The following is a 13,882-nucleotide window of genomic DNA, read 5'->3' as shown; positions in this document are numbered from 1 at the left end:
CAGTCGTATGAAAAAGCTCATTGGCAAAACCGCCTGGTTATGGTGTTTAATCGCCATCCCGGTTTACGCGCAAAAAACCGCTTTTAAGCCCGTTTTTACGAACATGACTGAATTTGGTGTTTTGCTGGGACAAGTTCGCTACAACGTCACAAATATCTCTGAAAACGTCAGCAAACGGCAGAACATCACTGCGCAGACCTTCAACGGCGTTCAGCTACGGCCCAAACTGGCGTTGGGTGCTACGGTGGGCGTCGACTGGTACAATTCGGCCTTGTTGATGCCGGTTTGTGCGGGCGTCCGCTATGATCTGGCGCAGCCCGGAAAGAAGAACCTGCGGGTGTTTACCAGCCTCGACACGGGCTACGGTTTTACGTGGCTGAACGAAGATCCGACGGGCTACGAAACCCGGGGCGGCTGGGTGATTGCGCCCGGCATTGGTTTTCGGATCGGCCGACCACAGAACGCCAATTTTATTCTGTCACTGAGCTATAAACGGCAGGAAGCCGAAGCCGATAAGCCACTGGCCTGGAACGAAATCTACAAGATTGAAAATCGGGTTTATAACCGACTTGCGTTTCGGCTCGGGCTCAGCTTTTAAAAACTCACTACTTTCCGTATGAAATCTTTCCTTTTGATTGCAATAGGCACTTTGCTGGCTTTCGCGGGGTTACGGTTCAATCAACTTTACTTTTCGACGACGGTCAATCCACTGATTGGCGACGAAAGTTTTGTGAAAAAGTTTGGACACAAGCCTGATGCACTGACGGATGATCACCTCCGGGTTCGGACGCACCTTGAATACGTGGAAGCTTTACTGCGGAAACGCCCAACGGATGAGATGAGCGGCAATCAGCAAAAGAAGCGGTTTTTCCTGCTGGATAAATTGCGGGAATACCGGCTGCGAGGTGTTTTCCCAAAAAACGAAGCGTATACGGACGAACGGAAACCGTGTTTTATCGATAAAGACGGAGCCATTTGCGCCGTTGGTTATCTCGTCGAAAAAACCGCCGGGCGGGAGGTTGCCGAAAAAATCAATACCCGCTATCAATACGCGACGATTTTTGAGATCGATGATCAAAACCTGCTGGACTGGATCGATCAATCCGGGCTGACCCGCGAAGAGTGTCAGTTGATTCAACCTTCGTATTCTCCGCCCACTCCTCAGGAAATTCCGGATAAATACAAGATCACCAATTCATACGCCATTTCGTCGGCGCTTTTGAACGGCACGAACGTCGCCTTAAGCGGAGCACAATTGATGAACCGGCCCGGCCTGAATGCGAAACGAATCGGTACGTGGGGAATTCTGACCGGGCTGGCCACCACAACGCTGGGTATTATAAACCTTGAGCGGTTTTCGTATGATCAAACGAATTATTACGGCAATCGCGGTGATTACAGCAATAAGTCGAAACGGACGCTTTCCATGGTAAACATCGGTGCTGGTGCGGCCACGACTTTGCTCAGTATTTTGAATGTGGCCGCCGACAAAAAGATGCAGCGTTTAAAAACCGTATCTGTCAATGTGTACAGTCCTGCCGTCGAAACCGGTTCTGCGATTGGTTTGCAGGTTATCAAGCAGCTCTAAACCGCTACACTGATACCCGGTTTATAATAGAAAAGGGTTGACTGAAAATCAGTCAACCCTTTTCTATTATAAACGAAACTAAAAAAGCATCGGCGATGTGCCGGTTTTTAGGCCATTTCAAATTTGCTCTGGTTCCGTTTCCGCTCGTTTTCATCAAGGAAAATCTTGCGAATCCGCATCGATTTTGGCGTTACTTCCAGGTATTCATCCTTCTGGATGTATTCCATCGACTCTTCCAGTGAGAACGAGATTTTCGGCGCAATCCGAACGTTGGTATCCGAACCGGACGCCCGCATGTTCGTCAACTGTTTGGCCGTTTGCACGTTCACCACAATATCATTCTGCCGGTTGTGTTCACCGATTACCTGACCGGTATAGATTTCGTCGCCCGGTTCGATGAAGAAAACACCCCGATCCTGCAATTTATCAATCGAATAGGCCGTCGCGGAGCCGCTGGTCATCGAAATCAATGAACCGTTAATCCGTTCCGGAATGGCTCCTTTATACGGTTCGAAGCTCTTGAAACGGTGGGTCATCACCGCTTCCCCAAAGGTTGCCGTCAGGACGTTGGAACGCAAACCGATCAATCCGCGCGACGGAATTTCGAATTCCAGGTGTTGCAAATCGCCTTTCGGCTCCATAATCAGCAACTCGCCTTTCCGCTGTGTCGCCAATTCAATCACTTTTCCGGCGGTTTCTTCCGGAACATCGACCACCAGCGTTTCGACCGGTTCCAGCCGATTTCCGTGGTCATCGTATTTATACAATACCCGTGGTTGACCAACCTGCAGTTCGTAGCCTTCACGACGCATGGTTTCGATCAATACCGACAAGTGGAGAATACCGCGTCCGTACACCAGAAACCGGTCTTCGCTGTCGGTATTTTCTACCCGCAAAGCGAGGTTTTTCTCAATTTCCTTGTATAACCGCTCCCGCAGGTGACGCGACGTTACAAACTTGCCTTCTTTGCCAAAAAACGGAGAGTTGTTGATCGTGAACAGCATGTTCATCGTCGGCTCATCCACCGCAATCCGCTCCAGCGCTTCCGGGTTCTCGGCGTCGGTCAGCGTATCGCCAATCTCGAAATCTTCCAGACCCGTTACCGCACAAATATCCCCGCACTGTACTTCCGAAACCTTTTGTTTGCCCAGCCCCTCGAACGTCTGCAGTTCTTTGATCCGTACTTTTTTAACCACATCACCGGTTTTTACCAGCGCCATGTTCGCGCCTTCTTTCAGCGTCCCACGCACCACCCGACCGATGGCAATCCGACCCACAAAGGCCGAATAATCGAGCGAGGTAATCTGCATCTGCGGTGTTCCTTCCACGACTGGCGCAGGCGGAATCGTTTCCACGATGGTATCCAGCAGGTACGTAATATTGTCAGTCGGCGTTTTCCAGTCCGGCCCCATCCAACCCTGTTTCGACGAACCGTAAACCGTCGGAAAATCCAGCTGTTCTTCGGTGGCGCCTAGGTTGAACATCAGGTCGAATACTTCTTCGTGAACTTCTTCCGGACGGCAGTTTTCCTTATCGACTTTGTTAATAACCAGAATTGGTTTCAGGCCCAGCTGGAGGGCTTTGCTCAACACAAACCGGGTTTGCGGCATGGCGCCTTCAAATGCATCGACCAACAGACAGACGCCGTCGGCCATTTTCAGTACCCGCTCCACTTCACCCCCGAAATCGGAGTGACCCGGTGTATCAATGATATTGATTTTAACATCATTGTAACGAACCGAAACGTTTTTGGAAACAATCGTGATACCGCGTTCCCGTTCCAGGTCGTTGTTGTCTAAGATCAGATCGCCAAACTCCTGGTTGTCCCGAAAGAGCTTGGATGCATGAATAATTTTGTCAACCAACGTAGTCTTACCGTGGTCAACGTGCGCTATGATAGCTATGTTGCGAATGGATTGCATACAATGTTAGAATAAAAGAGTCGAGACAAGAGATAATGGACCAGAGACAGCTGGATCGCAAAAAGGATTTATTCTATGGTTTCTGTTGTCCTCTCAATTAAACCGCAAAGATACGGAATTTTTAGCTGAATAGCAGTATTTTACAATTTATTAACCTACTGAAAAACAAAAAGCCGGGTTGCCCCGGCTATAAGTACAATTTACGATAAGTGAAACTTAATGTTTGGGGCAACTACAGGAGTTTTTTCCGCGGAATAAGCCCCACATAAAGCCCTTTTTCTTCCGATAACCGCGGGCTTTCTTCCGCTTAAAGATCAACTCACTTTTTAGTTCACTGGTGGCTGATTTTACAACGGCCGCTTCCACCGGTGCTTCCAGCGGAAGCATCATACTCACGGTTATACCCAGCACCAATAGCTTTTTCATGGTTGTTTTTGCTCTACTACACCTCTTTAAACGTGTAGTCACTCAAAAAGTACATAAAGATGCGAAAGTTTTTCTTTCATCACCATCCCTTTAACAAAAAACCGCCCCTTTCGAGACGGTTTTTCTATTTTTACCGGGGTCCACGTCCCCGATGCGAACGATAACTATATTGTTGCGGAGCCCGGTACTGATTCCGGTAATAATGACGCTTTGGATACGACCGGTAAACGACTCTTGGCGGGGGCGTTACAACAACCGGACGACGATACCCGTACCGATAGGGGCTGTATCCGTAACCATAACTGGGCCCATAGCCATAATCGGCCCTTACACCTACTGTGGGCGCACAACTGGTCAGAAAGAGACCAATCATCGCAACCAACAGCATTGAAATCAGATTATGCGTTTTCATGATGTTAACAGTCTACAGTTTCAAACTTCCAATGACCGTTAGACTGAGTTGGTTCACATAGGTTTAACGCATAAACCAAAAAAGTTGTTCGAATTTTCTGCGGAAAACCGCTTACACCTTCAGGTGCTTTTTCAGATAATCCAGCGTGATTTGGTACGCATCCGCGGTAGCCTCCTTGTTATATCCCGGATTACTCGGATTGGCGAACGCGTGAGGTGCGTCGTACATTTTGATGGACGTTTCTTTGCCCGCTTCCTTCATATTTTTCTCAAATTCGGAAACCGTAGCCGGTGAAATACCAGTATCTTTTGCACCAAAAATGCCCAAAACGTCGGTATTCAGGGTTTTCAGTCTTTCGATGTTCTTTTCCGGCTGTCCGTAATACATCACGCAGCCAACGGTTTGCTTACCGCCCAGAATCGCCGATTGCAGCGACATACCACCCCCGAAACACCAGCCCACATTGGCAATCTGCGCCTGTGGGCCAGCGTACGCAATGGCGCCCTGCATGATGGCACCCAGCCGTTCGCGCGGCACCTGAACCAGTTTTGAGGCTTCCTCGCGGGTGGTAGCCACTTTGCCGTCGTACATATCGACCGCCAGCACGTTCACATCCTTCAGATCATTGTAGAGTTTTTCGGCTTCCTGTTTGATGTAGTCGTTCAGGCCCCACCATTCCTGGTAGACAAAAAGCCATTTGTTGGATGCATTGGGGGCTTTTAACAGAAAACCGCTGGCTTCGGTGCCATCGGCGGTTTTGAATTTTACCATTTCGCCAGCCGCACTCTGGTACGTAAACGGCAGCGGTTCTTCATGCAACATCACAAAGGAATGGTTACTGGCCAGCAAAGCCATATCGTTTGAAACCTCGGCCACAGGCTGGTCACAGCAGGCGGCCTGACCAAAAGATGTCAGCGAGATGAATAGTCCGCTGGCAAGGAGTAAGAGCTTTTTCATACTATGATTACAGTGATTTTCTTGATTAAGTTGATTTTAATTTGCGGCTTCTGGGTTCGCAGAATTGACTATTTTCACTGCTCGTTGAATTGAACTATAATCTCTGTAATCAAGAAAATCACCGTAATCATAGTTCAGGCCTTCTTCAATTCAAAAATGGTGACTTCCGGCAGGATGCCAACCCGGCCCGGATATCCCAAATAACCGTATCCCCGGTTTACGTACAGGTATTGCTGACCTTCCTGATACAATCCTGCCCACTGTTTATAAGCATATTGCGACGGACTCCAGCGAATGCTGCCGATTTCGACGCCAAACTGCATGCCGTGGGTATGTCCCGCAAACTGCACATCGATATCCGGGAATTGCGGCCGTACCTGCGCATCCCAATGGCTGGGATCGTGGGATAACAAGAGCTTAACCGGGTAGTCTTCGGTGCCTTTCCGGGCTTTCGCCAGATCGCCGTATTTGGGCCAGCGGCCCGAGCCCCAGTTCTGAATACCAATTAAAGCGATTTTGTCGCCATTTTGTTCTAAAATGTGGTTTTCATCCATCATCAGGTTCCAGCCGAGCTGCTTGTGAGCGGCTTTCAGCGTCTCCAGATTCTTCCTTTTGGCCTCCGGACTCGACCAATTGACGTAATCGCCGTAATCGTGATTACCCAGCGTCGAAAAAACACCCATCGGCGCTTTTACTTTATTGAAAATATCGATGTAATCCTCCACCTCATCGGCGGTATTGTTGACTAGGTCGCCGGTAAAAAAAACCAAATCCGGTTTTTCGCGCAGCAACATTTCAATCCCGCCTTTCACCGCTACTTTATTGAAAAAACTCCCGGAGTGAATGTCCGATAGCTGGGCGATTTTCAAACCGTCGAAACCCGATGGCAGGTTTTTGAGGGGCAGTTTGATGCGCCGGATGCGGTAATCGTGCGCGCCGGAAACGATGCCGTACGTAAACGCAACCAGCGGAACCGTACCCGCAATGAGGGCGGTTTTCATCAGGAATTCGGAGCGCGGGATCACATTCGTCGCCGGAATGTTGGACTGGCTGGTGTCATTGACCGCAGCCCGAATGTCGGGGCTGTAGAACAGGGAAGCCACCCAGCGCACAAAACGGCCCAGATCATCCACAAAAATGAATAGAACGGCGAATACTTTTGAAAAATACGGAATCAGAATGGCCGACCAGATAAACCCACGAGCGACCCGGCCCACGGCATCGGGCGGCAGTAACTGCATGGTCAGATAGGTCAGAATGGTCACCGACGTAAAACCCCAGTAAATCAGCATGACAATCCGCTGCGTGGATTCGCTGGCCGAACGGGTTACGGTTTTAATGGCCTGGAAAACGTACCAGTCGATCAGCAGCAGGATAGCAGATACGATGAAGAAAAGAACAATCCGGTTCATATTGGTAGAAAAAGAAAACCCACAGCGTTAACAGACACTGTGGGTTTTTGGTTTACAGTTAGTTCTAATCGTTTACCAATTCCGGTTCACGTTCCTTCTTCGCTATTCTTTCCTTGAATTTATCCCGAATTCGCTCGTTCACCCAGTACATACAGGGCACGATCACGAGTGTTAAAACCGTCGAGAATGTCAACCCGTAGATGATGGTCCAGGCCAGGATGTTCCAGAAAACCGCACTGTCACCACCGATTACGATGTGGGGATCCAGATTCTGAAAAAGACCCACAAAGTCGACCGTCAGACCAACCGCCAGCGGAATCAGACCGAGAACGGCGGCTGAAGCAGTCAGCAAAACCGGTGTTAGCCGAATACCGCCCGCGTCGATAATGGCCTGACGCAACGGAATACCCCGGCCCCGAAGTTCTTCGATGAACTCGATGAGCAGAATACCGTTTTTCACCACAATCCCGGCCAGGGCAATAATTCCGACGCCGGACATAACCACGGAGAACGTTTTGCCCGTCACCATGAAGCCCAGCAATACCCCGATCAGCGATAGAATAATCGTGAAGAAGATAATCAGCGGTTTGACGGCCGAGTTAAATTGGGTAGCCAGAATCAGGTAAATCAGCAACATTGCCAGACCGAAAGCCGAGATCAGAAACGACATCGATTCCTGTTGATCTTCCTGCTCACCACCCATCCGAACAGTGTAGCCATTCGGTACTTCGGTATCGTTGACCAGCTCCTGAATTTGCTGAACAATTTCGTTGGCGTTGTACCCCGCTACCACATCCGAACTGAGCGTAATAACCCGTTCCTGATTGATCCGGTTGATCTGGCTGAAGGTGGTCGAGTAACTGATGTTGGCCACGGATTGAATGGGAACCTGACGGAGCTGACCGCCCGCATTCATATCGCGGTAAACGATATTCAGACTCAAAAGCCGCTCAATCTGGCTGCGGTCATCCTGCTTCAGACGTACCATAATCGGGTATTCGTCTTTCGCATCCCGGAATTTTGACACTTCCAGACCAAACAAGGCCGTCCGAACTGCCATGGCTACCTGCGACGACGAAATACCTTCGCGCTCGGCTTTATCGCGATCGATGTTGATGACAATTTCCGGTTTGTTGGTAATCAAATCCGATTTTAACTGGTCGATCCCCTTGATACCGGATGCCGTGATCCGCTGGCGGAGTTGTTTTTCCAGTTTCTGCAAGGTGGCAAATTCTTCCCCGGCAATCTCAATCGCGATCGGTTTACCGGTTGGTGGTCCATTGTTTTCGCGTTCAACCGAAACCTCCGTTCCCGGAATTCCCTGCATAGCGGCCCGAACCTTGTTCAGAATTTCCTGCGTAGAAAGCCCGTGCCGGTCTTCGCCTTTGACAAAAGCAACCGTCACTTTCGATTTGTGCGGAGTGGCCGAGCGGTCAGGGTTGAATGGATCGCCCGCATTTTTACCGACGTTCGCAATCACCGAATTGACAATATCCGTGGCTTTGTTGTCTTCCAGCACCTTGAATACGCGCTTTTCAATAACTTTGGTCACCGAGTCCGTCACGCGGGAATCCGTCCCAATGGGCATCACATTATACACGTACACGTAATCCGGCTCACCGCTGGGGAAGAAAATGACTTTTGGCGGAAAAACGCCCATCAGGAAAAAAGTCCCGATCAAGAGCATAAAAACCGCAATGATCGTCCAAACCGGTCGCCAGCCCGTCAATACCCACGAGATCAGGGAGCGATACCCGTGCTTTAGGGCCGGGAGCAATCGTTCCTGAAAGGGCACAATAATTCTGGGCGTCAACACATAATGGTTGAACACATACAGGATCAGCACAAACAGGAACAGGTTGCCAATACCGCGATCGATCACGTAACCCAAACCGGCCAAAACCGCTATGATCAGCAACGGCCGACGGATCGTATCAAATCCCTGATTGTCTTCGTGATGGTCGTCGTCGTGGCGTTTCATGAAGGTTACGGCAAAAACCGGGTTCATTACATACGCTACAAACAGCGAAGCAAACAGAGTCAGAATCAGCGTCAGCGGCAGGAATTTCATAAACTCCCCAACGATACCCGGCCAGAACAACAACGGGAAGAATGGCGCGATGGTCGTCAGTGTACCGGAAAAAACCGGTATGAACACTTCGCCAGCCGCCGATTTCACGGCCATTTTAATGTCCCAGTCTTTGTGTTCATTGAATAACCGGTGCGTGTTTTCAATGACCACAATGGCATCATCCACCACCAGACCCAAGCCGAGCAGAAACCCGAATAGTACGATCGTATTTAAGGTAAACAGGGTTCCAACCATCGGTCCAACGATTGGCATACAGACAAAGGCTACCAGGGCCGAAAGCGGTACCGACAAACCGACGAAAATGGCGTCGCGCACGCCCATGAAGAACATCAAAACCAGTACCACGAAAATGAAGCCCAACACAACGGTATTGATCAAATCGTGAATATCGGCCCGCGTACGTTCCGACTGGTCGGCCGTTACCCGAATGTCCAGACCCGCCGGAAACCGGTTTGCTTTGTATTCTTTGATGGTTTCTTCAATCTGGTCGGCGGCCGCAATCAGGTTGGCTCCCGACCGTTTGATGACGTTCAGCGTGACCACGGATTTGTTGTCCAGCCGGGCAAAATCCTGCTGTTCTTCAAAGCTGTCCTGCACCTGAGCCACATCGCCCAGACGAACCGTAGCGCCCGTTGACGTCCGGATCTGCAGGTTTTCCAACTGCTTCATTTCGCTGAACTCACCCTTCACCCGCAACGTCCGGCGAACACCCGCCACATTCAGTTCACCACCCGATACGTTGATGTTTTCGCCCTGAACGGCCTGCTGAATGTCAAAAAACGATAAACCGGCCGACTGCATGCGGGGCAGATCCACGTTGATCTGGATTTCGCGTTCCAGTGCGCCAACAATATCCACCCGGCTAATTTGCGGCATGGCTTCAATGGCGTCCTGCATGTCCTCGGCGTATTCTTTCAGCCGTTTGAGCGAAAAGTTGCCGGCGAGGTTGATGTTCATGATCGGAAACTCCGAAAAGTTGACGTCCTGCGCCGTTGGACCCGCATCCATTTTCTGGGGCAAATCCTGCTTGGCTTTGTCGATGGCATCCCGAACCCGCTGCAAAGCATCCGAAACCTGCACATCCGGGTTAAATTCGACCAGAATCACCGAAACGTCCTGCAACGCATTCGATTTGATCTTCTTAACGCCCGAAATGGATTTTAGCTGTTTCTCGATCGGTTTATTGATCGTGTTTTCAACGTCGGCCGGAGCCGTTCCCAGGTAGATCGTATTGACGTAGATCTGCGGTATTTTAATGTCCGGAAACTGCTCTTTCGGCAGGTTATTGTACACAAACAACCCGCCAATCGTAATGATAAACGTGAAGATGTAAATAGCCGTCCGGTTCTCTACGCACCAGTTGGTAAAGCCGAGGGTTTTATAGTGTTCAAATTTCATAGTTTGGTTAGAAATTTATCGGTTGTCCGTCAACTAACTCCTGATAGCCCTGGGTAATCAGTTGATCACCCGATTGCAAACCGGTGATGATTTCCACCTGTCCGCCGTAGCTCAGCCCGGTTTTTACCTGACGCGCTTTTGCCAGTTTCTTGCTGCCTTCGGCAACGGCTACGTAAACCAGTTGACCGTTTTCCGTACTCTGAACCAGATTCTGATCGATTACAATCGCTTTATTCTTCGAAATATCATTAATCTTAATCTGCGCCAGCATGTTTGGTTTCAAGTTGTTATCCGACGGCAGCGGAGCTTCGATGCTAAACGTACGGCTTAACGGATCAACGGTTGTCGACACAAAGCTGATGCGGGTCGTCAATTCTTTATTGATATCCGGAAACCGCACTACTACGGCGTCGCCTTTCCGAACGCTGCCCGCATACGTATCGGCCACTTTAGCGGCAACTTTCAGCTGCGACAGGTTTACCACGCGCACGATGCCCATGCCTGGCATTGCTGTTTCGCCGGTTTTGACGTTCACTTTGTCAACAATGCCCGAAATCGGCGAGGTTACGCTCGCTTGTGAGAGCTGGGCATTCAGGGTCGCCAGCCGTTTTTCCAGCCCTTCTTTGTTGTTTTTAGCCTGTAAATATTGAATTTCCGTTCCAATTTGCTGCTTCCACAGACTGGCCTGTTTTTCAAATACCGTATTGGCTAATGACAATTGATTGCGAACTTCTTCAACCGATTCGCGCAGAATCTGATCGTCGATTTTGGCCAGAACCGTACCGGCCTTAACCGCGTCGCCTTCTTTCACATAAACCGCCGTCACAGCTCCGCCCGATTTTGGCGTTACCTGCACGTTGTTTTTGGCGTCGATGGTCCCCTGTAACTCGACAAAATGTTTGAACGTTGTTGCCGCTAACGGGGCTACCACAACGTCCTTGATTTTAACCTGCTCAGCCTGAGTAGGATCAAGTTTGCCAACTTCGGCTTCCAGCGCCTTAATTTTGGTGGTCAATTCGGTTTGCTGGGTTTTCAGTTCTGCCAATTCCTGCTTTTTGGAGGCTAGATCCGTCTTCTTTTCTCCTGAAGAACAGGATGTTAACAAGGCCGTTGCCAATCCGATAACGTAGTATGTCTTCATTTTTGGTTAATCTATAATGATGCCTGAACAGCGTGAATGTGATGAAACTTGTGATTATTGACCGGTATATAATTTCCCCAATGCCTTATCCAGATCGACTTTCGTAATCATATAATCCAGTAAGGACGCAAAGTAATTGGTTTGGGCCTCGCGCGAAGACGTCTCGGCGTTCAACACCTCAATATTAGAACCGACACCTTCTTTATACTTGATTCGCGTAACCCGCACGATTTCCTGCGCCAGATCCATGTTCCGTTTCTGGTTTTGCAACGTTTGCAGGTTATTCGACAAAACCACCGTCGCCTGTTTGATTTGCAGATCGATGGAGTTTTTCAGTAATTCACCGCTTTGCCGCGCCTTGTCAACCGTTATTTTGCGTTGCTGGGCCGCGTACCGCTTCTGAAAACCGTCGAAAACCGGAATGTTAAGGTTCAGGGAAATCGCGGCCGAGTTAAACCACTGCGTCGTCCAGAAATCGCCAAAACTATTCCGACCGTTATTGTGGCCATACGTTCCGCTGGCGGTTACGCGCGGATAATATTGTTTTCCAATATTCTGGTAATCCAGATCGGCCAGCGTGACCTGAGTCTGTAAGGTGGAGAACTCAATCCGTTGCCCGTAATCAAAAGCGGCATCCGAAACCATTGCCTGATCTAAATCCTTCTGGCCATACGATTCTATTTTGTCTGTTAATTGAATCGTCGCATTGATTGGCAATCCCATCTGGAACTTCAGCAAATAATAGCTCAGATCGACCAGGTTTTTCACATTCTGGCGTTCGGTTTTCAAATTATTCAACTGAACTTCCAACCGATCGACATCAATCTTCTCAACAAATCCCTGACCGTTCATCGCTTTCGTTTCCCGCAGAAGGGTATCAACCCGGGATACGTTCAGATCCAGCAACTTGATCCTTTCTTCGCTCACCAGAACACCGTAATAGGCCTTCGCTACCTGTTCGGCTACCGTGATTTTTGACGCTGTGATGTTTTTCTGAGCCAGTTCACGGTAGGTAGAAGCAGCTTTCAAGCCAATCTTATAGGAAGCATCGAAAATCAATTGATTAACCGTTGCGGCCACATTTCCCTGAAGTTTGACCCCAAACGGAATCGCCGTTACCGCATTTTTATCACCGCCCCCGGTCGAATCCGCTGGTGCACCAAATCCACCGGCAGGGAAGATGAATTTCTGGATGATCGCGTTATAGGTAACCGTTCCGCCAACGTTTACCTGGGGCAATGCCAATCCTTTGAGCTCCTTGATGCGGGCTTCCGCACTTAGCGCATCTAATTGCGTATTCTTGACATTGATGTTTTGTTGAGTGGCAAAATTGATAGCTTCATTCAGCGAAAACGCACCTGGCGTTTGGGCCATCGCCGGGGCCAAAAAACCGATTGTCAGTAAGAAACTATAAATAGGCCTACAAGGTCGTAGTAGCTGGCTCATTCTGGTGTTTTTGAACATATTGGTTGTAGATAAATAATCCTTTTTCAGTAAGTATCCCTCGTACAAAATGATGAAGCAACTGAATCTGAACCTCGATCATTCCTGTCAATGCCCTGGGAAACACTTCAGTGTCAAAGGCCACGCGCATCATTTCGACACGCAGACGGGCCATTATCTCTACATCGATCTCAGGCCGGTATAATCCCTCCTCAATCCCTCTTTTCAAATTGGCCCGAATCGATTCAAGCAAGAATTTTTCTTTGAATTCGGTACATACCTCCCAGGCCCTCGGATAATGCCTTTGTAGATCGATTAATAAAGCCGGATTCATTTCGGCCAGGTGTTGGCGCATCATTTCTGAAGCGAGCAGTATTTCCTCAACCGGATCGTGAGCCGTTGCCATTTGACAACTTACATTCTCCCGGTTTTTATCCAGTCGATAAAGCATGACTTGGTAAACAATGTCATCCTTATCGGTAAAGTGCTGGTAAAGTGTTTTTTTGGAAATGCCGATATCACGGGAGATATCATCCATTGTAATACTTCGGGTACCGAATTTCCAAAACAAAGCTTCCGCCTTTACCAGAATTCGTTCTTTAAGTTCCAATGATATATGACTATTTTAAGTCGTAAACTCAGGAAACTAATTTTAAGTTCATAGTTTCCTGAGTTTTTCGATGGCTATTAGGGTGGATATAGCTTAGCAAAGGTGGGTGTAAATGCGTTTTTTACCAAGAATTAAGGCGCGAAGCGGCTGATTTTCCGGATGAACTAGCGGTTTTTCAAAGATGAAAGGTAAGCGCCTGTTTTTAGCAGTTTAGAATCTGAAAACCGACCGGAATTCAAAAGTCATTGCAAAGATGCATCAACATTATAAATCACGGATTAAATATAATTTTTTGAATATTTACTATTCCCTAATGCAAAAAAAAGTCCGCATCTGGTTTAGATGCGGACTCGGTATTCTGTGGTGGCGGCAACCTACTCTCCCGGAAGTGACTCCAGTACCATCGGCGTAACGGGGCTTAACGGCTCTGTTCGGTATGGGAAGAGGTGTTCCCCCGCACCCTTGCCACCATCCCAGCTCT

11 protein-coding genes and 1 rRNA gene are annotated in these 13,882 nt (G+C 48.9%); 2 read left to right on the top strand and 10 right to left on the bottom strand.

Features of this window, described 5'->3' with window-relative positions:
• The first annotated feature begins 7 nt into the window (after nt 1–7).
• Nucleotides 8–598 carry a hypothetical protein gene (locus EHT25_RS26475; RefSeq protein WP_124878309.1) on the top strand — a complete coding sequence of 197 codons (591 nt, stop codon included), beginning with the start codon at nt 8–10 and terminating at the stop codon, nt 596–598.
• Between the two features lie 18 nt (nt 599–616).
• Nucleotides 617–1,588 (top strand): hypothetical protein, encoded by a 972-nt coding sequence (locus EHT25_RS26470; protein WP_124878308.1) that lies wholly within the window; start codon nt 617–619, stop codon nt 1,586–1,588.
• A 107-nt stretch (nt 1,589–1,695) separates the two neighbouring features.
• Here the strand turns inward: EHT25_RS26470 and typA are convergent, their stop codons facing one another.
• The 10 genes from typA to rrf all read right to left on the bottom strand — a co-directional run bounded on the left by typA (nt 1,696) and on the right by rrf (nt 13,874).
• Complete coding sequence (gene typA / locus EHT25_RS26465; RefSeq protein ID WP_124878306.1) at nt 1,696–3,510, bottom strand: translational GTPase TypA; 1,815 nt, start codon at nt 3,508–3,510, stop codon at nt 1,696–1,698.
• A 216-nt stretch (nt 3,511–3,726) separates the two neighbouring features.
• Nucleotides 3,727–3,936 carry a hypothetical protein gene (locus tag EHT25_RS26460; RefSeq protein ID WP_124878304.1) on the bottom strand — a complete coding sequence of 70 codons (210 nt, stop codon included), beginning with the start codon at nt 3,934–3,936 and terminating at the stop codon, nt 3,727–3,729.
• Nucleotides 3,937–4,066: 130 nt separating this feature from the next.
• Complete coding sequence (locus EHT25_RS26455) at nt 4,067–4,348, bottom strand: hypothetical protein (protein WP_124878302.1); 282 nt, start codon at nt 4,346–4,348, stop codon at nt 4,067–4,069.
• 111 nt (nt 4,349–4,459) lie between these two features.
• Nucleotides 4,460–5,305, bottom strand: a complete 846-nt coding sequence (locus EHT25_RS26450) for a dienelactone hydrolase family protein (protein WP_124878300.1) — start codon at nt 5,303–5,305, stop codon at nt 4,460–4,462.
• Nucleotides 5,306–5,439: 134 nt separating this feature from the next.
• A complete protein-coding gene (locus EHT25_RS26445; RefSeq protein WP_124878298.1) occupies nt 5,440–6,717 on the bottom strand; it encodes a metallophosphoesterase in 1,278 nt (425 codons plus the stop codon).
• 64 nt (nt 6,718–6,781) lie between these two features.
• The gene (locus EHT25_RS26440) at nt 6,782–10,207 is read right to left on the bottom strand and encodes an efflux RND transporter permease subunit (protein WP_124878296.1); all 3,426 of its coding nucleotides are present in this window, start codon (nt 10,205–10,207) and stop codon (nt 6,782–6,784) included.
• Between the two features lie 7 nt (nt 10,208–10,214).
• Nucleotides 10,215–11,348 carry an efflux RND transporter periplasmic adaptor subunit gene (locus EHT25_RS26435; protein ID WP_124878294.1) on the bottom strand — a complete coding sequence of 378 codons (1,134 nt, stop codon included), beginning with the start codon at nt 11,346–11,348 and terminating at the stop codon, nt 10,215–10,217.
• A 54-nt stretch (nt 11,349–11,402) separates the two neighbouring features.
• The gene (locus EHT25_RS26430) at nt 11,403–12,722 is read right to left on the bottom strand and encodes a TolC family protein (protein WP_124878292.1); all 1,320 of its coding nucleotides are present in this window, start codon (nt 12,720–12,722) and stop codon (nt 11,403–11,405) included.
• 46 nt (nt 12,723–12,768) lie between these two features.
• Entirely contained in the window at nt 12,769–13,401 is a 633-nt protein-coding gene (locus EHT25_RS26425; protein WP_124878290.1) for a TetR/AcrR family transcriptional regulator, read from the bottom strand.
• 361 nt (nt 13,402–13,762) lie between these two features.
• A 5S ribosomal RNA gene (gene rrf, locus EHT25_RS26420) occupies nt 13,763–13,874 on the bottom strand.
• Between the last annotated feature and the right edge of the window lie 8 nt (nt 13,875–13,882).

The sequence above is a fragment of the Larkinella rosea genome (assembly GCF_003858635.1).
GTDB classification, from domain to species: Bacteria; Bacteroidota; Bacteroidia; order Cytophagales; family Spirosomataceae; genus Larkinella; species Larkinella rosea.
This window is presented reverse-complemented; position numbering and strand designations above follow the sequence as displayed.